General features: G+C 59.8%; 18 protein-coding genes. 13 read left to right on the top strand and 5 right to left on the bottom strand.

Going from position 1 to position 21,606, the window contains the following annotated elements:
* Positions 1-48 precede the first annotated feature (48 nt).
* The 9 genes from BBJ66_RS03145 to BBJ66_RS03185 all read left to right on the top strand — a co-directional run bounded on the left by BBJ66_RS03145 (position 49) and on the right by BBJ66_RS03185 (position 9,517).
* Entirely contained in the window at positions 49-894 is an 846-nt protein-coding gene (locus BBJ66_RS03145) for a branched-chain amino acid ABC transporter permease (RefSeq protein ID WP_190238018.1), read from the top strand.
* Between the two features lie 2 nt (positions 895-896).
* The gene (locus BBJ66_RS03150; protein ID WP_071084893.1) at positions 897-2,639 is read left to right on the top strand and encodes a branched-chain amino acid ABC transporter ATP-binding protein/permease; all 1,743 of its coding nucleotides are present in this window, start codon (positions 897-899) and stop codon (positions 2,637-2,639) included.
* A complete protein-coding gene (locus BBJ66_RS03155) occupies positions 2,629-3,336 on the top strand; it encodes an ABC transporter ATP-binding protein (RefSeq protein WP_071084897.1) in 708 nt (235 codons plus the stop codon). Before BBJ66_RS03150 ends, BBJ66_RS03155 begins: the two co-directional genes overlap by 11 nt.
* Positions 3,326-3,904 carry a cupin domain-containing protein gene (locus tag BBJ66_RS03160; protein ID WP_049732890.1) on the top strand — a complete coding sequence of 193 codons (579 nt, stop codon included), beginning with the start codon at positions 3,326-3,328 and terminating at the stop codon, positions 3,902-3,904. Before BBJ66_RS03155 ends, BBJ66_RS03160 begins: the two co-directional genes overlap by 11 nt.
* A 63-nt stretch (positions 3,905-3,967) precedes the next feature.
* Positions 3,968-5,284, top strand: a complete 1,317-nt coding sequence (gene eno, locus BBJ66_RS03165) for a phosphopyruvate hydratase (RefSeq protein ID WP_071085009.1) — start codon at positions 3,968-3,970, stop codon at positions 5,282-5,284.
* Between the two features lie 97 nt (positions 5,285-5,381).
* Positions 5,382-6,383, top strand: a complete 1,002-nt coding sequence (locus tag BBJ66_RS03170) for a VOC family protein (RefSeq protein ID WP_049732892.1) — start codon at positions 5,382-5,384, stop codon at positions 6,381-6,383.
* Between the two features lie 90 nt (positions 6,384-6,473).
* Entirely contained in the window at positions 6,474-7,688 is a 1,215-nt protein-coding gene (locus BBJ66_RS03175) for an amino acid ABC transporter substrate-binding protein (protein ID WP_190238017.1), read from the top strand.
* Positions 7,689-7,793: 105 nt separating this feature from the next.
* Positions 7,794-8,912, top strand: a complete 1,119-nt coding sequence (locus BBJ66_RS03180; RefSeq protein WP_190238022.1) for an alcohol dehydrogenase catalytic domain-containing protein — start codon at positions 7,794-7,796, stop codon at positions 8,910-8,912.
* A 53-nt stretch (positions 8,913-8,965) separates the two neighbouring features.
* Positions 8,966-9,517 carry an NADPH-dependent FMN reductase gene (locus tag BBJ66_RS03185; RefSeq protein WP_071084899.1) on the top strand — a complete coding sequence of 184 codons (552 nt, stop codon included), beginning with the start codon at positions 8,966-8,968 and terminating at the stop codon, positions 9,515-9,517.
* A 119-nt stretch (positions 9,518-9,636) separates the two neighbouring features.
* Here the strand turns inward: BBJ66_RS03185 and BBJ66_RS03190 are convergent, their stop codons facing one another.
* A complete protein-coding gene (locus tag BBJ66_RS03190) occupies positions 9,637-11,583 on the bottom strand; it encodes a putative bifunctional diguanylate cyclase/phosphodiesterase (protein ID WP_071084901.1) in 1,947 nt (648 codons plus the stop codon).
* 230 nt (positions 11,584-11,813) lie between these two features.
* On the opposite strand from BBJ66_RS03190, the gene BBJ66_RS03195 reads away from it, so the two are divergent.
* Positions 11,814-12,851, top strand: a complete 1,038-nt coding sequence (locus BBJ66_RS03195; RefSeq protein ID WP_071084903.1) for a class I SAM-dependent methyltransferase — start codon at positions 11,814-11,816, stop codon at positions 12,849-12,851.
* 222 nt (positions 12,852-13,073) lie between these two features.
* On the opposite strand, the gene BBJ66_RS03200 is transcribed toward BBJ66_RS03195, so the two are convergent.
* The 4 genes from BBJ66_RS03200 to BBJ66_RS03215 form a co-directional block, all read right to left on the bottom strand.
* Positions 13,074-14,069 carry a phosphotransferase family protein gene (locus BBJ66_RS03200; RefSeq protein ID WP_071084905.1) on the bottom strand — a complete coding sequence of 332 codons (996 nt, stop codon included), beginning with the start codon at positions 14,067-14,069 and terminating at the stop codon, positions 13,074-13,076.
* Between the two features lie 21 nt (positions 14,070-14,090).
* Positions 14,091-15,053, bottom strand: a complete 963-nt coding sequence (locus BBJ66_RS03205) for a C-terminal binding protein (RefSeq protein ID WP_049732898.1) — start codon at positions 15,051-15,053, stop codon at positions 14,091-14,093.
* Positions 15,054-15,141: 88 nt separating this feature from the next.
* Complete coding sequence (gene ppc, locus BBJ66_RS03210) at positions 15,142-17,925, bottom strand: phosphoenolpyruvate carboxylase (RefSeq protein WP_244511616.1); 2,784 nt, start codon at positions 17,923-17,925, stop codon at positions 15,142-15,144.
* Positions 17,926-18,056: 131 nt separating this feature from the next.
* Positions 18,057-18,971 carry a LysR family transcriptional regulator gene (locus BBJ66_RS03215; protein ID WP_071084907.1) on the bottom strand — a complete coding sequence of 305 codons (915 nt, stop codon included), beginning with the start codon at positions 18,969-18,971 and terminating at the stop codon, positions 18,057-18,059.
* Between the two features lie 107 nt (positions 18,972-19,078).
* On the opposite strand from BBJ66_RS03215, the gene BBJ66_RS03220 reads away from it, so the two are divergent.
* The 3 genes from BBJ66_RS03220 to BBJ66_RS03230 form a co-directional block, all read left to right on the top strand.
* Complete coding sequence (locus BBJ66_RS03220) at positions 19,079-20,263, top strand: acyl-CoA dehydrogenase (protein WP_071084909.1); 1,185 nt, start codon at positions 19,079-19,081, stop codon at positions 20,261-20,263.
* Between the two features lie 59 nt (positions 20,264-20,322).
* Positions 20,323-21,210 (top strand): 3-hydroxybutyryl-CoA dehydrogenase, encoded by an 888-nt coding sequence (locus BBJ66_RS03225; protein ID WP_049732901.1) that lies wholly within the window; start codon positions 20,323-20,325, stop codon positions 21,208-21,210.
* A gap of 40 nt (positions 21,211-21,250) precedes the next feature.
* Positions 21,251-21,606, top strand: a 356-nt coding sequence (locus BBJ66_RS03230; RefSeq protein WP_116429605.1) for an FAD-dependent oxidoreductase, incomplete at its 3' end; no start/stop codon positions are given.

Consider the following 21,606-nt stretch of genomic DNA (forward strand, 5'->3'; position numbering starts at 1 on the left):
TCTGGTATTCCTGGCATCGGTCATCACCTCAGCAGGGCGTGGATCCCGATGACCGCCGCTCTCTTCTTGCAATCCGCTGTTGGCGGCGTCCTGTTGGGCGGGATCTATGGCCTGCTGGCGATGGGTCTCAGCCTGAGCTGGGGCCTGTTGAGGCTGGTGAATCTCAGCCACTTCGCGCTGGCTTTCCTTGGCGCTTACCTGACCTACCAGCTCGGCACCGTTTATGGCGTTCCGGCATTCTTGAGCGCTCTTCTGATTGCACCGCTGTTCTTTGCGCTCGGCGTTGCCCTGCACAGCGTGTTCGTGCACTTCAAGGTGAAGGAGTTCGCCTCTCTGCTGGTGACGTTCGGCGTCACGATCCTGATCGAGTCGCTGATCCAATGGGTCTGGTCGGCCGACTTCCTTCGTTACGAAACACCCTATGCCCAGGCCACCATCCGGCTCGGCCCGATCTTCGTGCCCGTGCTGGACCTTTCGGCCTTTGTCTGCGCCGGCGTGCTTGCTGGGGGCGCCTGGTACGCGTTGAACAGGACCATGCTCGGCAAGGCGCTGCGTGCCGCTGCCCATGACGCCCCCGTAGCGTCGGCATTCGGAATCAATGCCACGCGTGTGTCATATATTCTGGCCGGCCTTTGCTCGGCGACAGCCGGGATCGCCGGCGTCTTCATTGCCCTGATCGGAACTTTGGCGCCATCTCAAATCGAGGCCTGGATCGGCGTCGTATTTGCTGTCGCCATCATTGGCGGATTGGGCAGCCCCATCGGGGCGCTGGGTGCCGGAGTGCTGATTGGCGTGGCCGAGAGCCTTACCATGTCCGTCGTCAATCCCGCCTGGGCGCCGCTCGTGGCATTCAGCGTGCTCATCGTCATCCTCCTGCGTAAACCGGTGATTTGACCATGAAAAAGCTTCTCATCACAGCACCGATCGTGGCGATTTTGGCCTCGCTGCCTTATCTGGGAATGGCGGATTACTACCTTTCCTACCTGTACATCATCTTCTTCTGGGTCGTGCTGGCAACGAGCTGGGGCATCCTCAGCGGTTACACGGGCTACTGGAGCTTTGGTCACGCCGCATTCTTCGGGATTGGTGTCTATACGACGGCCACGTTGACGACGCAGTTGTCCTGGCCTTTCGTCGCCACGATTCCTGCCGCGGCCCTGCTGGCGGCCGCGGTCGCCGTTCTGATTGGCTTGGTTGTCTTTCGCTCAGGCGCTCTGCGCGGTGAGTTTTTCGCGCTGCTGACGCTGTCGGTGACGTTTGTCATCGCGGCCATTGTGTCGAACACCTCTCTGGACTCCGGCACAGGCGTCTTCCTCTCGGGGATCGAAATCCCGATGATCGGCGCGACGGCGTCCGGTTCCCTTTACATGTTCGGGCTTATCGCGGCTCTTGCGGCGCTGGCCACCTCATACTTCATCTTTCACAGCAAATTCGGTCTGGGCTTGCTGGCAATCCACGACGATGAAGACGTCGCTGAGGTGAAGGGCGTTCCGACGTTCCGCTATAAGCTGATCTCGTTTGCCGTCTCGTCGGCGCTTGCTGGTGCAATGGGTGCGATCCACGCCGTATATGTCGGATACGTCACGGTTGGTGAGACATTTGCTGTGACCGTGCCCCTCTATGTCGTGCTCATGAGCATTCTTGGCGGTGCGCGCCATTGGGCCGGGCCTGCGATCGGCGCGGTCATGATCACCGTGCTGCAGAGCGCTATCGTCAGCGGCGCTCATGCGGAATTCGGCCGTGCGGGCGTGGCCCTTGCGCTGATCGTCGTCATTCTGGTGCTGCCGTCAGGCATCGTTCCCAGCCTTATTCGCAGGTTCGCCGGCAAACGCAGCGGAATTGGCGCAGCTAAGGCGGCTGCCCAGGCCGTTACTGAGCTCGCCCCATCAACCGCGGCAGGTTCGGATCCGGTGCTGCTCAAATGCGAGGATGTCACCAAGTCCTTTGGCGGTATCCGCGCCTTGACCGGCGTGAGCCTGGACGTCTGGCGCGGCGAAATCCTGGCCCTGGTTGGGCCGAATGGCTCCGGCAAATCCACACTGATCAACATGATCAGCGGCCACTACGCCATGACCTCAGGTACGATCACTCTCGAGGGCGAGGAGATCTCCGGTCGATCACCGCACTGGATCGCGCAGCAGGGCGTGGCGCGGACCTACCAGATCCCGCGTTTGTTCGACAATCTGACCGTCCTCGAAAACGTTGAGCTCTGCGCGAAATTCGGCGGTGCGGATGGCATGGGCGCGGCTGCGACCGACGCAGTCGCCAGGGAGGCGCTCGCCTTCACCGGCCTGGCCGACAAGGCCAGCGTTCTGCCCGACGCACTGAACCTGCATGACCGGAAGTTTGTCGAATTCGCCAGGGCGCTGGCTGCAAAACCGCGGCTGCTCCTGCTCGACGAGGTGCTTTGCGGCTTGAATCCGGCCGAGGTCGACCACGCGGTCGAAATGATCAAGCGGATCAGGGCCGGCGGTACGACGATCATCTTCGTCGAACATCTCATGAGGGCGGTTGTCGCGCTGGCGGACCGTGTCGCGGTGCTGGATCAGGGCAAAGTTCTGGCGCTTGGACAACCAAGCGAAACGATGCGGGATCCGGCAGTGGTCCGCGTATATCTGGGAGGCAGTCATGCTGCTTGAGGTCGATAGGATCGAGGTCGGCTACGGAGATGCGATCGCTCTGTGGGACCTGTCCATCAGTGTAAGGTCAGGCGAGATCGTTTCGGTCGTCGGCCCGAACGGCGCAGGCAAGAGCACGCTGGTAAACGCCATCGCCGGCATTCTTCGGCCGCACAAAGGAAAGATCGTTATCGAGGGTAACGACGTTTCCAAAGTGCCGAGCCACCGGGTCTGCGACTACGGCATAGCGGTGGTCCCGGAAGGGCGCCGTCTCTTCACCGCAATGACGGTCCTCGATAACCTGCTGCTCGGTGCCTACCGCTCGCTCGCTCGTGCGGAGCGCGACGCCACGCTCGCTGAGGTGTTTCAGCTTTTCCCGGTTTTGAAAGAGCGCCAGGCTTCATTGGCGGGCTCCTTGTCGGGCGGGCAGCAGCAGATGGTTGCAATCGGCCGTGGCCTGATGGCCAAGCCGCGCGTGCTGCTCATGGACGAGCCGTCGCTCGGGCTGTCGCCGTTGATCGTCGGGGAAATGTTCAAAATCATCCAGATGATCAACGAGCGAGGCGTAGCCGTTCTGCTCGTCGAGCAGAACGTCAACAAGGCGCTGGAAATCGCCCATCAGGCCTACGTGATCGAGCAGGGCCGCGTGACGGCCTCCGGAACGCCTGAGGTTCTCATCAACGATCCAAGCATCAGGGAGGCCTATCTTGGCATCTGAAACGTCGAGCGGGAGAGTTCCCGTGCATATCAGGCGCGTTGTGACCGAGCACGGCAATAAGGGTGCTGCCAGCTTCGCTGAGGACGGTGCCGTGCCGCGCACGGACATATTCAGGACGGTGCCCGGATTGGTGTCGCGGATGATCTGGTCGACGTCGGCTTCGACGGCCGTGCCGTTCAACGGAACCGATCCCACTTCGCAGGTGACAAGCTTCGTCCCGGAGCCCGGCGAAACGCGGTTTCTAGTGCTAACGTTCCCACCGGATGCCGTTTTTATGTCGCCGGACTTTGACGGTCCGGCAGCTATGGCGGAGAATCTGGCGGTCAGTCCCGGTTTGGCCGAACGCTTCGAACCGGATGGCAAACATCAAACGCCCACCGTCGATTATGGAATCGTTCTCGACGGCGAGATCTGGATGGAACTCGACGATGGCAACGAGACCCGCTTGGGCCAGTTCGACGCCTTCGTACAGAATGGAACGTGCCATGCCTGGCGAAACAAAAGCGACGGACCGGCAACCATCGCCGTGGTGCTGGTTGGCGCACGGACCGCCGATACGACGGATTAAGAGGACGGCCTCCGAGGCCTCGATGAGCCAAAATTTCAATCTGACCATGTGGACCAACTGAACATGACCAACACCGAAATCCGAAAAGTGCAGGGCCGCCGCGTCTGGGATTCTCGTGGCAGGCCCACCGTCGAGGTAGAAATCGAGCTGGCCTCCGGTGCCATCGGTCGGGCCATCGCACCCGCCGGCGCATCGACCGGTACCGGCGAAGCTCTCGACCTTCGTGACGGCGGCAGCGCCTTTGCCGGCCTGGGCATCAACAAGGCCCTGACTGCCGTCAACGGCGAGATCGCCAAGCTGCTGGTTGGCCGGGATGCCAGGGATCAAGCCGAGCTGGACCACGCCATCATCGAGCTTGACGGCACTAAGAACCGGAGCAGGCTGGGTGGAAATGCATCGGTGGCAACATCGATGGCGCTGCTTCACGCCGCAGCGGCGGCGGCCGATCAACCGATCTGGCGATATCTTGCAGGCTCCGACAAGGGAATTACCATGCCGCTGCCGGAAATCCAGATTTTCGGCGGTGGAGCACACGCGGCGCGCCGGGTCGACGTCCAGGATTTCATGATCATGTGCCCCGCCGCCTCGACATTCTCGGAGGCTTTGGAGTGGACCGCAGAAGTCTACCGCGCTGCGGGTGAGATTATGAAACGTGCCGGCAAGCTCCAGGGCGTGGCGGACGAGGGAGGTTACTGGCCAGCCTTCACCAGCAACGAAGAGGCTCTCGATGCCCTGGTGCGCTCGATCGAGGCCGCGGGGCTGAAGCCAGGCGCCGAGGTTGCGATATCGCTTGACATTGCGGCTTCCGAATTCGGCCGTAAGGGCAAGTATTCGCTGGCGCTGGAAGATCGGCAGCTCGATACGGCCAAGATGATCGACATGCTTGGCGGCTGGTTGAAGGCCTACCCGATCGTCTCGATCGAGGATCCGCTCGCCGAGGACGATCCTGATGGTTTCAAGGAATTTACCGCCCGTTACGGCTCCAACTGCCAGATCATCGGCGACGACTTCTTCGTCACGAATGCGGCGCGGGTGACCGGAGCGATCAAGGATAAAAGCGCCAATGCGGTTCTGATCAAACCGAACCAGGCGGGCACGATCACAGAGACGTTCGACGCGCTCTCGGTTGCCAAAAAGGCGGGTTTTCGGACAATCGTTTCGGCGAGATCCGGTGAGACGGAAGATGTGACGATCGCCCATCTGTCGGTCGGCTGGGATGCCAGGCAGCTCAAGGTCGGATCGTTCTCCCGGTCCGAACGGATGGCCAAGTGGAACGAGGTTCTCCGGATCGAGGAGGCGCTTGGAAAAGAGGCTTCATTCGCCGGCTGGTCGGCGCTGGACTTGGCTGAAAAGCCGGCCGCGGTTGCCGCGGTAGGTTAGGATTTGGATGGGCCGGTTGCGGGTCTCGCTCAAAAACGGACGTTGACAAAACAATCGGCCATTTTATGCTAACGTTAGCAACGCAGATGAGGACAACATGCTTCCGGCTGTTAATTTGAAACCTCCCTTCAACATCACGCGCTTCAGCCACGTCGTGCTTGAAGTCAACGATGTGGAGCTTAGCCGCGATTTCTACGTGAATGTCGGCGGCCTGGTTGAAACGGAATTCGCGGATGGTGTTTCATATCTCCGCGGATTGTCCGAAGCCTGCCATCACAGCCTCGTCCTGGCGCCTGCCGGCGGGCGGCCGACATGCAGGCGGATCGGGTATCGGGTATTTCTGGAGGAGGACCTCGACAAGGCCAAGGTCTTCTTTGACGAGAAAGGGCTGCCGGCGGAATGGGTCGAAGTTCGAAATCAGGGACGCACGTTGCTGGTCAGCGATCCGTCGGGCGCTCGCATCGAGCTTTGCTCCAGCATGAGCGTCCATCCCCGCAAGTTTCTCGAGGTGCATGAACATCGTGGCGCCAAGGCCCAGGGCCTGGACCATTGCCAGGTCATGGTTGCCGATCCGCTCGGTCTAAGCGCGTTCTACGGCGAACTCGGTTTCCGGACGTCTGAATATATCGCGGCGGGAGACAATCTCATCGCGAACTTCATGTATCGCAAAGGTGTCTGCCTCGATCTGGCATTGGTGCCCGGCATCGGCCCGCAGTTGCATCATTTTGCCTACACGGTTGGGGAAAGCAGCGATATCTTCGCGGTGTGCGACTTTGCCAGCCGTTATGGATATGGAGACAGTGTCGAGCGCGGCCCCGGGCGCCATGGACCATCGGGAGTCCTGTTCGTCTATCTGCGCGATCCGGATGGACATCGGGTGGAGTTCTTCAACAGCCACTACACCACGATTGACGCGGAATTGGAGCCCATTCGTTGGGACGCGGCATCCCTGAGCACCAATGTGCATTGGGGGATGCCGGCGGTGTCGAAGTGGTTCTTCGAGGCCAGCGAATTTACCGGAGTACCGCTGAAGCACCCCGACAAAATGCCGAACCCTATGACGCTGGAACGCTACGCAGAAGAGCTGGCGAAGAGCTGAGACCTGCTGCCGTATCGCGGATGGCAGGAGACTGACGTGCTGCGACAGTCGTGAGCACGATGACATGCTGGAAGCACTTGGGAGGATGAGATGAGTACGAACTCCATTATATTGAACAGACGTGCATTTCTCGGATCTGCCGCCGCCGTGGCAGCTTTCGGCTCGATGCCGAGGGCTTTCGCGCAAGCAGGGCCGATCCGAGTCGGAGGAACGCTGCCGTTGACAGGACCGCTTGCGGGCGTCGGCGCCATCCATAAGCTCGCGGCAGAACTGTTCGTCGAACAGATCAACGCCAAAGGCGGTATTCTCGGACGAAAGGTGGAGTTCGTCCTTCTCGACGACCAATCGCTTCCCGCCAATGCTCGAACGCTCTATGAGCGCCTGGTGACGGCCGATAAGGTAGACCTGCTGATGGGGCCGTATGGCACATCCTCGATTATCGCAGCCATGGGCGTCGCCGCCCGGTTCAAGAAGATGCTTGTTCAAAGCAGCCTCGGGGACCCGAGTCTCGCACCCTATCCGCTGCAGTTCCCGTCTCTTCCGATCGGGGCCGAGCCGCAGTTGACCGACACTGAGGTCGTTCTCGATGCCTATGCCAGCCTGCCGACTCCGCCGAAGACGATCGCGTTCATCACCAGCAAATTCCCGTCGGCTCTGACGATCGCCAAGGGCGGCCAACAGGTCGCCGAGAAGCGTGGCATCAAGAACGTGCTGGAGCTTGAATACGAGTTCGGCACCAAGGACTTCGGCGCCATCGCCAACCGCATCAAGGCGGCAGATCCGGATCTGTTGTGGTCCGGTGCGATCGGCATGGAGGCCGTGCAGCTTCTCGATGCCATGAGCCGGATCGAATACCAGCCACGGAATCAATTCTACCTGTTCCCGGCACCCGGCCCGACCGCAGCGCACCCCAAAGCCAACGGCTTGACCTCGCTGACCTGGTTCGAAGAGCACGAGCCGTTCCTCAAAAATCACGGCGCTCAGGAATTCGTAACCGCTTATGACAGCAAGGCGGCGGCGGCGGGCTTCCCGTATCCGCACGCCGAGTATCAGGCCGCTGTCGAATATGCCGCGTGGCAAATCCTTGCAGCGGCGGCAGAAGGGGCAGGGACGTTGGACGATGCCGCGATGGCTGCGTGGTTGCGCGCAAACACCGTCGAGACGGTCGTCGGTCCAAGGACTTTCGACGGCAAGTTTAATGCCGGCAAGCCTTCGACGAAGGTCAAGCAAGTTCAAGGGAAGGATTGGGTGACTGTCTGGCCTGCGGATTTCCGACCGGCTGGGAAGGAGTTTCTGGCCCTCTGACGAAAGCCGCACGGCACTGCCGCGCACCTGTCTGAAACTGAAAAAATGCATTCGGTCGGGCAAGGTCCGACCGATGTCCCTATGGAGGAGTTAATGGTTAAGACTATGATCGCCGCTCGGCTGCATGCTCTGCATCAGCCGATGTCGCTGGATGAGATTCCGGTTCCCACGCCCCGGCCCAACGACGTCCTGGTGCAGGTCAGGGCCTGCGGTATCGTGCCCAACATGGCCAACGTCATCAACAATTGGCCGACCTGGTTTCCCCACCAGCCGCTGCCGAAGTTTCCGGCGGTGTTTGGCCTGGACCCGGCCGGGGTCGTCGCCGAAGTCGGCGAAGCGGTCACCAATGTCAAAATTGGCGACCGTGTCTATGTCAGCCCTCTGAGATCCTGCGGTTCCTGCAAGGCGTGCCGCTCAGGCAACCGCAGTCAATGCCGCTACTACACCTTGAATGGGTACTTCAGCACCAGCCGCGACGGTCAAAGAATCTTTGATCTTTATCCCTACGGCGGCTTCAGCCAGTACATGACGGCCCCGGAATACTCACTCGTATGCCTGCCGGACAATCTCAGCTTCGAACAGGCCGGTCGCTTCGGTTACCTCGGGACATCCTACGGCGCCCTGAAGAATGCACAGGCCGGACCCGGCCAGGTCTGCCTGATCGACGGGATCACCGGCACGCTCGGCGTCGCGGCCACCAAGCTCGCTCTTGCAATGGGCCTCTCCAAAATTCTGGGCACCGGCAGAAACAAGGAGCTGATGGACCGTATCAAGGCGATCGCTCCCGACCGCATCGACACGATCATGCTCGGCGAAGGCTCGACTGGAGAATGGGCGAAGGCCCAGACCGGCGGCGAGGGAGTGGATTTCGTTATCAGTGCGCTGGGTGCCAGAGCCCCCGCCGCGACCGTCGTCGACTCGATGCGCGGCGTGCGTCGCGGCGGCCGTGTGGTTGTCGTTGGCGGCGTCGCGGAAGATGTTCCGGTCGATGTGAAGTGGCTGATGGACGAGCAGGTTCAGCTCATCGGCTCGAACTGGTTCAGCGCTGCCCAGGGGCAGGAAATGGCCGACATGGTCCGCACCGGCGCGCTCGACCTGTCGTATCTCGAGCACAAGATCTATCCGCTCGAGCGAGTGAACGAAGCCATCTCCGGCATTGGCGAGCGCGATGGCGGCTTCAGCAACTACGTGGTCGTCCCGCCGATCCCTGCCTCCTGTCAGTAACAATGACCGGCGCCGGCGATAGCCGGCGCCTACCTCACGCGAGAAGAGAGAACATGTCCATGAAAGATATCGCGGTCCTGGTCGGAAGCCTTCGTCAGGCTTCGATCAACCTGAAGCTTGCCCGTGCAATGCAGAAAGTGGCGCCCGACGGACTGAATCTGGAAATCGTACCGATCGGTGATCTTCCGCTCTATAATCAGGACCTGGAGACGGACACGCCGCCGACGGAGTGGACGTCCTTCCGTGAGCGCATCAAGGCTTGCGATGGCGCAATCTTCGTGACGCCGGAATACAATAGATCCGTACCCGCGGCCTTGAAGAATGCGATCGAAGTCGGTTCCCGGCCGTTCGGGAAAAGCGTGTGGGATCACAAGCCCGGTGCGGTGGCCGGGGCTTCTCCGGGCCTCATTGGTGGCGCCGCCGCCGCACTTCAGCTTAGGCTTATGCTGACCAACATCAACGTGCCGACCATGCCTCAGCCTGAAGTTTACCTCAGCACGGCCGACAAATTGGTCGGTGATTATGGTGTATTCCTCAACGAAGGAACCCAGAAATTCATTGAAAGCTTCCTCGTTGCATTCGAAAGCTGGGTCGCTCGGTTCTGAGCCGAGCCAGAGGCGAAGTCGCAATTGCCATCGCGGAAAACAGCGCGATGGCTTTTACTCAAGATCGCGGGCGACGTCGCATCTGCAATCAACCGTCTTCGAGGCCCCTGAGGATCGAGTTATGCCGCGCTCAGAAGTTCAGCGCTAACCGGCATTCCCATATGAAAGCCCTGGACGCGGTCAATGCGAAGATCCTTGAGCAGGGACAATTGTGCTGCCGTTTCGACGCCTTCCACCAGGATCGTATTGCCACGATTACGGATGAGGGCAATCATGTCCTGAAGCATCGTCAACCCGCGCGGGTTGGAGCAGTCGTGCAGGAAGGTTCGGTCGACCTTGACCGTCTGAAACTCGATCGCCCTCAGCCACGAGAGGCCCGCGAAGCCGGAGCCGAAATCATCAAGCCAGATTTCGACGCCGAGAGCCCGCAGATCTGCAATGCATTTAAGCACCTCCGACTGCATATCCATATCAAGGCCCTCGGTGACTTCTAAGGCCAGCCGCGACCCGCAGACCCCGCACCGGGCAAGAATATCGGCAACACTCGCAGCAAAGCCGGGAGAACGCAGCTGTATGGGCGACACATTGACGCTGACGGTCGCCATGCGATCGGTCATCAGTATATCGCGGCATGCCGTCTCGATCGCCCATTTACCCAATTCGAGGATTGCCCCCGTACGCTCCGCAACCGGAATGAATGTCTTCGGCGAGACCGCGGTGCCGTCCGGCATCCGAAGCCGCATCAAAGCCTCGACGGCTCTTGCTTTGTCGTTGGTCACGTCGAAGATTGGTTGGTAAACGAGAGAAACCAGTTTGCGATCAATGGCGGCCGTCAGCAACGGGACGAGTTTACCGGCATTGTCGTCAGGGCGGGGCAGCAACGGATCAAACCTGCGAATGCAGTTTCGGCCACTTGCTTTGGCATTGTAGAGAGCAAGATCGGCCTCACGCACTAGTCGTTCGACTTTCTCCCCCACCTTCTCGCGGGTGAAGGCGACGCCAATGCTGACGGTTACGATCGGGCTATCATCCGGACGCCCGTCGTGCGCAATCGCAAGAAGCTCGACTTCCATTCTGATCTTTTCGGCCAGGTTCATCGCGAACTTGGGAATCCCAGCCGGCATGACCACGATGAACTCCTCGCCGCCATACCTGCCGATCATGCCGCCGGACGATTCTACAACCGCCTTCAGCGCATTGGCGATGACAGTCAGGCATCGGTCTCCTTCCTGATGCCCGTAGCGATCATTGAAGCGTTTGAAAAAATCGACGTCGATGAGGAACACCACGAAGTCGCGGCGTTCGTCCTTCCAGGCGGCCCAGCATTCGTCGAGTCGCCGATCCAGCGCGCGTCGGTTGCTGATGCCCGTCAGGTAATCGGTATTTGAAAGCTCGAGCAGCGACCGGCCACGCTCGGACGCTTCCCAGTGCTGATAGCGAGCCTCCGCCGCGTTCAGCAAAACGTTTCGACGCTCGATATTCAATCGCCAATTGATCGAAGTCGTGAAGACAAAGCAAGAAATGTAGAACATTCCAAAAGCAAGCTTGTAGGTCTGGCTCGAAGGAAAAACCACCTCGATCGTAATGAAAAATGCGCAGAGCACGAAGCTGGAGGTAATCACCGACAGCCGAAACGGAAAAGTGAAAAACAGGTTGGCGCCCATCATGAAGATGGCGCCAAAAATCATGTAGTATGACATGGCCGTGACGTCACGGGTGCCGATCGCCGGGTAAAGCCAGCCCACATAACCCACAAGCAGTGCAGAGGCGCATGTGACGTCCAGCCAGACGGTTTTCGCTTTTGCCAGTCGCAAGGCTTCGAAAACCAACAGCGCGATCGTCGCAACCACGAATCGCGCGGCGATCGTCACAGGCGCAACGTCAGGAATAAGCCATTGGTCGGGAACGGCGAAGGACACGTAAACGGCGACCGCGATCCAAAGACCATGCCGTGAGCTTTGCCTTTGGACAGCATCATTTTCAGCTTCTAGAGACTTGCAAGCCTCGGAAAAGGAAAAGCCGCCGGTTGATTCATCGCGCTGCACAGGAGCGTAAGACGCGTTCATGCAACGATACCAGCCTGGTTACGATCTAAAGAAGGTAAAAAGTAACCCATGCTTCGGCGCCCTCCAAAATGTCATTCGGCAACCTGCGACTGGTTTGTCTTATTACTTAACATTCGTAGAGGAGCAGGTTCCCGCCCGCAATAGTAGAATTACTCCTATCCCGTGTAGATTCCAGTCGCATCCCATTTCGAGGTTGATTATGCTTAACGCGATGTCAACGAGGTCTCGATATGGCACGAAATCTTGTCTTGGATGGTGAAAGTCTTGTTGTGCCCGGTGAAATGCGTAAGGCCGCAAGGAGGTTTGCTGCGCCAAATCCCAGCGACCTTGTTGTCGCGAAGGCGGAGCTTGCCATCAGCCTGGACGTGTCAGCCCGTCAGTTCAAATCCGGCGTTGCGCCTAATGCGATAATCGAGCGTCTGGCTGAAGCCTTGCATCAGTTACGGCGTCGCTTTCATCCGCAGGTGTGGGACGTCATCGTTCCGATCGCGCAATCTCATCCAGTTGCTCACTATCTGCATCAAGATCCTTTGACCCGCTGGTCGTTTGAAAAGCCGCGCGGCTATTCCGGCGATGCACGTCTTCTCGACTTCATCTACGGCAGGCCTGAGGTCGAGGACGCCGTGGCATCGTCGAGCACCTTGGGACGTTCGATCTACGCCTATACTCGAAATGCTTCGTCATCCGTCGCGGTAAGGGAGCGTCGGGACATTCTGGCGCGCCGCGTAGACGAAATCGCTTCGGCTCGGCCTGGTTCCACCGAAGTCCTGGCCATCGCGTCGGGGCATCTTCGGGAGGGGCCCTTGTCGCGCGCGCTCGGCGCCGGCGCGATCAAACGCTGGGTGGCTTTGGATCAGGACCCGGTGAGCGTTGGAACCGTAGCCCGCGATTTCGCCGGCACATCCGTCGAGGCGGTCAACGGGTCGGTCAAATCGCTGCTCGGCGGAAGGCATGCGCTGGGAATGTTCGATTTCGTCTATGCCGCGGGTCTCTATGACTATCTGCCGGACGCGGTGGCCGTGAAGCTGACCAAGAAGTGCGTCAGTATGCTTAAGCCTGGCGGCATCTTCCTGTTCGCCAACTTCTCCCCGGAGACGGACGTCGATGGTTATATGGAGACATTTATGAACTGGGCGCTGCTGTTGCGGTCAGAACGCGAGATGGGCGTGATCGCCAACGAGAGCGTGACTGGGGCGGATGTGAAGGTGTCTGTTTGGCCCGGCGCGAACCGCAGCGTTGTCTACTGTGAAATTGAACGACAGCCCTAAGCATGTCGCGCAAAAGTGCGCAGCGGTTTTGCGCGACATGCGCAAAAACAAAGAGCTAAAGCGCGAGGAGCGAATCCCAGAGATCACGACGCGCTTTTGGCCGTACGTGGGCCGACCTGCAATGGCGCGTGCCACGCTCACCGCTATCGTCAACGGCTATGAGCAGAGCCGGAGATATTCAGCGGCAAAGAAATAATGCCGCTGCCTGAGGAGTGGCTTCCGTTATGGAAACCAGGCTTGTGCCACGTCAACCAGCTTTTGCCGAGGCGACACGATCAGCGGGATAGCGGCTTTGCGAACCGTTTCGCGCTGACATTCGTCGGTGATGTATTCGACGGGCGATTTGCCGTCGACCCGGGCGAGAAAGAGGGCGGGCAATAAGCTTGCGGCCCGCGCCTCGAGAGCGTCCCGATCCTCCCAGTCGACCTGATCCATGTAGGCTGCCGTCAAAGCCGCGAATGACGATGCGAGCTGGGATGCCGCCTTTCCAACAACGATCTTCTTCAACAGCAGATGGTTGAGGCAGAATGCCAAATCGAAAGCCGGATCGCCGAACCAGGCGCATTCGGCATCCAGGAACACGGGGCCGTTCTTCCCCAGCAGGATGTTCTTCGGGCTGACGTCGCCGTGGACCAGCGCCAGCCTTGTTTCGGCCGTGCGCCGAACCAGCTCCGCAAGGCGATCGCTGACGAAAGGGTGTTTGACGGCAGTCGCCACCAGGTATGGCTCAAGCCGGAGAGCGTAGAAGTTCGGTCCGGAGTCGAACTTTTGCGGCAATCCAGATGTCCGGGCACTGACGGAATGGATCTGTCCCATCCGCTGGCCCGTCGCCTCTGCCGCCTTTCGGTCAACGCTCCCGTGGAGCAGGGCGGTCTTCCAAAGCGGATACTCGTCGCCGGCAAGAAACTCCATTGCGAAAACACCGGAGGACGCGTCGTGCGCGAGAGGCTTCGGAACGGCAGAAGGGAAATGCTGCGCGACGAAGGAGATCCAGTTCCATTCGTAAACATTTCTCGACACCGGCGCTTGCCAATCGGCAGAGACCTTAAGCTTGGCAAGTGCGCGTTTCACGCAGATGAGCCGGCCGGGAAGCTCCACACGGTAGATATCCGAGGAAACACCACCCGTCAGGGGCTTGTAGATCGCTTCCTCGGAAGCGCTCTTCAAGCCGCTCTTCAGCAAGAAATCGTCGAAAATCGTCGTCTCGGCTACAGACATGAATAGAGTGTCCTTGCGGCGTTAGCGGCGGGGGCTGTTGCGGGCTTGTTCAGGCATCTCTCCGCAGAGAACCCTGACGACCTCCTCCGCTGCCCGGCGACGCAGCTCGATCAGCGAGGCATCCGAGGAGAAGGCGACGTGTGGGGTGATCATCGCTCCGGGGTGAGCGATCAGCTCCGGTGGAACGCGTGGCTCATCCTCGAGGACATCCAGGCCGACGCCGCTCAGAATGCCGGAGTCCAAGCCTTCGATCACCGCGGCAGTGTCGACGACGCCGCCTCGGCTAACGTTGATCAGCAGGCTTCCACGACGCATCCTAGAGATGGCGTCCTTGTTGATCAGATGACGCGTCGCAGGCGAAAGCGGCGCATGGACAATGACGATATCGCTCCTGGCCAGAAGCGTGTCGAAGTCGGCAAGCTCCACATCGGCAGGGATATTCGAGGCATGGGGATCGTGTGCAACCACCCGGCAACCGAGTGCCTGCATTTTTGCCGCCGTCGCACGGCCGATGCGACCAAAGCCGACGATGCCGCAGGTCAGCTCCGAAAGCCTGCGGAGATTTGCCGAAGCAGGGTCCCAGCGGCCCTTGCGAACGTCGCGATCGAAGTGGATCAGGCCGCGGGCCCAGGCAATTGCAAAACCGACGGCATGGTCGGACACTTCTGCGACGCAATAGTCGGGAACGTTGGTGACCCAAATCCCCCGCTCGGTCGCCGCATCGACAGCGATATTGTCCAGGCCGACTCCGAGGCGAGCGACGATCTTCAGATTGGGGGACGCATCGATCGCCCTCTCGCTGACCTGAGCCCAGCAGGTCAGGATGGCGTCCGGCCGATGCTCTGCCGCCAAAGCGTCGATCTCAGCAGACGAAGACGGCTCGGCAGGGCCGCTGACGAGGGTGAAACCGGCCCCCTCGATCACTTCGCGCTCCACCTTGTCATCCGGCCAGGCGTAGTCCGTCAACAGCACGGTCCGTGTCATGATTTCCTCCCAGTTTGTGCAAACGTTAGCGCAATATTTTTGCCGAGGTCAAGAAAAATAGGCTTACGCCATCCGCATTGGCGGCTCGCTAGCCGCTGTTTCGCAGCCCGGCGGCAATTCCGTTGATGGTCAGATGCAGCGCCTCTTCCGTATCCTGGTCGCGTTCGCCGGCTCTGTGACGGCGAAGAAGGTCGATCTGCATGTGGTTCAGCGGATCGAGGCAGGGAAAGCGGTGATGGATCGACTGTTTCAGCGCCGGATTGTTCTCCAGCAGCGAGGCCTGATCCGTGATGCCGAAGAGCGCGGCCGTCGTCGCTTCCCATTCGTCTTTTATGCGCGCGAAGATTTTCTCATGGCCGGCAGCGTCGGGGGCAAGGTCCACGTACCGGGCCGCGATCGCCATGTTGGTTTTGGCCAGCACCATCTCCATGTTCGCAATCAGCGTCTGGAAGAAAGGCCAGTCCCGATGCATCCTTTGGAGGGTTTGCAATCCATCGGGATGTCTGGCCAGCCACTGTCTGACGGCCGAGCCAAATCCAAACCAGCCCGGCAACATGATACGGCTCTGTGACCAGCCGAACACCCAGGGTATTGCACGAAGGTCTTCGATGCGGCGTGACGAACTGCGTGAGGCTGGGCGGCTGCCAATATTCAGCTTGGCGATTTCGCCGATGATCGTGGCTTCCCAGAAGAACCGTTCGAATCCCTCGGTTTCGTAAACCAAAGAGCGATAGGCGGCAAAAGCCAGGCCGGACAGCTCCTCCATGGCATCAAGATAGCGGGGATCCGGCTCTTGTGCGTCGGAAGGCAGCAAGGACGCTTCCAGCGTCGCGGCGATAAGAAGTTCGAGATTTCGGCGACCGAGTGCCGGATTGGAATATTTCGCTGCAATGACTTCACCTTGCTCCGTCAGCCGGATCGATCCGGCAACCGCGCCGGGAGGCAGGGCAGTGATGGCTTCATAGCTTGGACCGCCGCCGCGTCCGACGGAACCGCCGCGGCCGTGAAACAGGCTGAGGCGAATGCGTTCACGCTCGAAGAGCTGAATGAAGGCCATCTCTGCCTTATAAAGCTCCCATCCCGACGTCAGATAACCGCCATCCTTGTTGCTGTCGGAATAGCCGAGCATGATTTCCTGTTTGCCGCCGAGCGCTTCCAGGTATGGCCGATAGGCCTCGCTGGCCAAAACTGTCTGCATCACGTCATGCGACCTTGAAAGATCCGAGATTGTCTCGAAAAGCGGTATGATGTTGACTGACGCCGCGTCAGGCTCATCGGGCCGGAACAGCCCCACCTCGCGGAACAAGACCATGACCTCCAAAAGGTCGGAAGGGCTTGCGGCCTTCGAAATGATGTAATTCGGGATGCTGGCGCGGCCATAATGCTGGTGGGCTTCGGCGGCTTCACGCAGCACCGAAAGCTCCGACATCATCTCGGCCGAATAGGTCTTGAGCGGTGTAATCAGCAGCTGAGATGAGCGGAGCTCCTCGGTGAGCAGGCGCATCTTGTCACCCTCGGTGAGCGCCTCGTAGCCGGTGCCAGGTCGCACCTTCTCGAAAAGCTCGTGAACAACCCGCTGATGGACCTCGGAATTCTGTCTCAGGTCGAGGCTGACAAGGTGAAATCCGAAGACGTCCACGGCGCGTTGCAGCCTGCGCAATTTTCCAGCAGCGATCTTCTCTGCGCCATTGGCTGTCAGGGATTTGCTGATCGTCGCCAGGTCGTCGGCGAACTCAGCAGGGCACGGGTAGGAAGGGGCAATCGCCACGGGTTCGCGCACCAATTCCGTGCTGCCAAACTTACGGGCTGTGGCCGCCAGGCGAGCATAGATACCCGAGATCGCCAGGCGATATGGCTCGTGCCGGCGCTGCTCCGATCGATCGGGAGAGTCGGTCGCTAGGCGCTGAAGGTCCCGCGAGACCTTCACATACCGATCATCCAGGGAAAGTTCCGCTCCGAGGCTGTGCAGTTCGCCGAGATAGAAAGAGAAAACCCTCTCACTCTGCAGCCGGAGCGCCTCCCTCAGGGTCTCGCCGTTGACATAGGGGTTGCCATCGCGGTCGCCGCCGATCCACGAACCCATGCGCAGGAACGGCGGCAGCGCCCCTTGACCGAGGCTCCAAGACGAAGCGCGAAGTTGATTTTCGAGAGCTTCATAAACTTCCGGAATAACGCGGAAAATGGTGCTGTCGTAATAGGACAAGCCATTGAGGATTTCATCCACGACCTGCAGTCGCCGACCTCGCAAGCTGTTCGTTTGCCAAAGCGTTGTCGTCGCTCTTTCCAAATCCTCCTGATATCGATCCGCCTCCTTTGCAGTCAGGCCGGCCTGATCGAGCCGGCCCAAGCATCGGGCAAGCTCCTGCTCGATGTCGATAACGCTCTTGCGCCGAACCTCGGTCGGGTGTGCCGTGAAAACAGGCGAGACGACCGCTTCAGACAGCAGCTTGCGGATATCTTCCGCCTCTACCCCGGCGGCGGCCAGAACGGAAAGCGATCTGGCAATCGTTCCCGACATGGCAGGTTCGCCATCGACGATGCCGAAGCGCTGCACTCTGGCTTGATGAGCGTCTTCGGCGATGTTCACCAACTGAGAGAACTGGCTGAAGGCGCGGATCACGCGCTTGAGGGTGCGGGGAGGCATGTCCGCGCAAAACGGGGCGAGCTTGTCGCTCAACCGCGGGCTGGTCTTTCTGTGGCCGGTCACCGAGAGCGTGCGGACCTGTTCCACGATCTCGCGGGCCTCCTTGCCGTCGCTTGCTTCAATAGCGTCGCACAACAGGCGGCCAAGGAGCCGAACGTCCTTCACCAGGGCTCTGCTGGCCGAAAGGTGTCTGCCCTGCAGGCTTGCTTTCTTCAACTGAAGGTGCAAATGCGCATTCCTTGTGCTAACGTTAGCATAAACTGGCAGGATTTGGCCGATGAGTCAAGAACGCTCGCAATCGAACTTGGGTAGCGGTCCAATAGGCCCGGATTACCGGCCGCTATTGCAACCAATCCACATCAGCCGGCAACGTCTTTCTGATAACGCGCTGCCTCTTCCAGAAGCCATGCACGGAACGCCACGACAGGACGGAAGTCCTTCCTGCTGAGTGGCGCAACCGCATAATAGGCGCTGGGGCTTTTGACCTGATGCGGAAAGGCTTGAACGAGCTGGCCATTCGCGAGTTCGGAGTCGACGAGGAAAAGCGGCATCAACGCGAGCCCCAGTCCGGCGATGCATGCCTGGGCCACGTTGCTGAACTGTTCGAACCGCATGGCCTGCGATGGGGTGCCGCTGACCTGGAGGCTCTCGAAAAAATGGCCCCAGGCCCCCGGACGGGACGCCATCTGCAGTAGCGGCAGGCGAAGCAGATCTTCGGCCTTCAAGATGGGATGCGAACTGAGAAAAGACGGGGAGGCGACCGGTGCCACCATTTCCTCCATGAGAAATGTGCTTTCCGCACCCGGCCAGTCAGGCTGGCCGATATGGATGGCCATATCGATGTCGTCGCGGTCGAAATCGAACACTCCTATGCGCGTCGCGAAGTTCAATGTGATCTCCGGATGTCTGGCGACAAACTGCGGAATGCGCGGCATCAGCCAGCGGGTGCCGAATGTTGGCAAGATGGCGAGATTGAGCTGATCGTTATGCTGTTTGGTCATGGCATGCAATGAAGCGGAGCGGATTTCCGCCAGAGCGCTGGCAATAGCCCGCGCATAATCGGTGCCGGCCTCTGTGAGAATGACGCCGCGGCTGGTGCGCTCGAACAGCAAAACGCCCAGCTGTTCTTCCAGCGTAGCAATCTGCCGGCTGATGGCGCCCTGCGTCAGGGAAAGCTCCGCGGCCGCCGCGGAGAAGGTGCTCAGCCGTGCGACGGAATCGAAGGCCGCCAGAGCGGAGGTCGAGGGAAGCAGTCGTCGCGAAAGGTTTGCCATAGGCTATTACTATAGCTCATGGGCCAATGAGTAAACCTCGCTTTCGCAATGCCGGAAAAACGGCTTTCATTCCACCAAATCGAACTGCCAAAAACCTCAACGGGAGGATGACGATCTTGGCCTTTTCTTGGAATGACCCCTTTCTGCTCGATGACCAGCTGACCGAAGATGAACGGATGATCCGCGAGTCCGCCGCGGCTTTCGCTGAATCCGAACTCTTGCCGCGCGTCCACGACGCCTATCTCGACGAAACGACCGACCCGGAGCTGTTCAGGTTGATGGGGCAGACTGGTCTTCTCGGTATAACGCTGCCGGAAGAATACGGGGCCGCGAACGCATCATACGTCGCTTACGGCCTTGTCGCTCGCGAGGTCGAACGTATCGACTCCGGATATCGCTCGATGATGAGCGTGCAATCCTCGCTGGTCATCTACCCGATCTTCGCCTACGGCTCCGACGAGCAGAAGAAGAAGTACCTGCCGGGCCTCGTCTCGGGTGAGCTGATCGGCTGTTTCGGCCTGACCGAGCCTGATGCCGGCTCTGATCCCGGTGGCATGAAAACCCGCGCTGAGAAAATTGAAGGCGGCTACCGATTGCGCGGCTCGAAGATGTGGATCTCGAACTCGCCGATTGCCGATGTCTTCGTCGTCTGGGCAAAGTCCGAGGCCCACAACAATGAAATACGCGGCTTCGTTCTCGAAAAGGGCATGAAGGGACTTTCGGCTCCGAAGATCGGCGGCAAGCTTTCGCTGCGTGCCTCGATCACAGGCGAAATCGTGATGGACAGTGTCGAGGTTACCGAGGATGCGCTCCTGCCCGGCGTTTCCGGCCTCAAGGGGCCGTTCGGCTGCCTCAACCGCGCCCGTTACGGCATCTCCTGGGGCGTCATGGGAGCGGCCGAGGACTGCTGGTTCCGCGCTCGTCAATACGGTCTGGACCGCAAGCAGTTCGGCAAGCCGCTTGCAGGGATGCAGCTCTATCAAAAGAAGCTCGCCGATATGATGACCGAGATCACGCTCGGACTGCAGGGTTCGCTTCGGGTTGGCCGCCTGACGGATGAGCACAAGATGGCCCCGGAAATGGTGTCGCTCGTCAAGCGCAACAACTGCGGGAAGGCGCTGGATATCGCGCGGCAGGCCCGGGATATGCATGGCGGCAACGGTATTCAGATCGAATACCATGTCATGCGCCATGCGCAGAATTTGGAAACGGTCAACACATATGAAGGCACCCACGACGTCCACGCCCTGATCCTTGGGCGGGCCCAGACGGGCCTCCAGGCGTTCTTCTAATTCCCCATAAACTGTTTGGCAGAGATCGTCCTTCAATCTCCGGATCAACGAGAGGCAGCATGCCTATAGCGAATAAGATATCTACCGTCGCCGTCATCGGCGCCGGCCAGATGGGGACTGGCATCGCGGAAGTCGTGGCGAAACACGGGTACGAGGCAATGGTCTACGACCTCGATGGCAATCGGGTTCGCGCGAGCATCGAAGCAAGTGCCGGATATTTCGAACGGCAGGTCGAATCCGGCAAAATGCCGGGCGAGGCGGCTGCGCAGGCGATCTCCCGAATAAAGGGAGCATTCTCGCTCTCGGATCTGGCGAGCGCCGATTTGGTCGTCGAAGCGGTCAGCGAGAATGAAGACGTCAAGAGGAAAGTCTTTACGGGCGTCTGCCCCGTCCTGAAGCCCGAGGCGATCCTGGCGACGAACACATCGTCGCTCTCCATAACGCGGCTCGCCGCGTCGACCGACAGGCCCCATCGCTTTATAGGGATACACTTCATGAATCCGGTACCGGTTATGAAGCTGGTCGAGCTGGTTCGCGGCATCGGAACGGATCAAGAGACGTTTGCCATCGCCAGGGATTTCGCCGAATCCATCGGCAAGACCGTCACCGTCTCCGAGGATTTTCCGGCTTTCATCGTAAACCGCGTCCTCATCCCTATGATCAACGAAGCGATCTACACCCTGTATGAGGGGGTCGGAAACGTGGAAGCCATAGACACCGGCATGAAACTCGGCGCCAATCATCCGATGGGGCCGCTTGAACTGGCCGACTTCATCGGTTTGGACACATGCCTTTCCATCATGCAGGTCCTTCACGAAGGGCTGGCCGATAGCAAATACCGCCCGTGCCCGCTGCTGGTCAAATATGTCGAGGCCGGCTGGCTCGGTCGCAAGGCGCAACGCGGGTTCTATGACTACAGCTACACGCCGGCTCGGCCAACTCGCTGACCCCATCGCATTCCAACATCGAGATTATCAGGCATTTATCATGACCGAAGAACACGCAGACGAGAGCCGCGAGAGCATGGAATTCGACGTGGTGATCGTCGGCGGTGGTCCGGCCGGTCTTTCTGCGGCGATCCGGCTGAAGCAGGTCAATCCGGAATTGTCGGTCGTCGTCCTGGAGAAGGGGGCTGAGGTCGGCGCCCATATCCTGTCGGGTGCGGTCGTCGATCCTGTTGGTATCGACCGGCTGTTGCCCGGCTGGCGCGAAGAGGGTGAGCATCCCTTCAAGACCGAAGTCACCGCCGACCACTTCCTGCTGCTCGGCCCGGCCGGCTCGATCCGCCTGCCGAACATGCTGATGCCGCCGCTGATGAACAATCACGGCAACTACATCGTCTC

The organism is Rhizobium sp. RSm-3, assembly GCF_001854685.1.
In the GTDB taxonomy this organism is placed as follows: Bacteria; Pseudomonadota; Alphaproteobacteria; order Rhizobiales; family Rhizobiaceae; genus Rhizobium; species Rhizobium ecuadorense.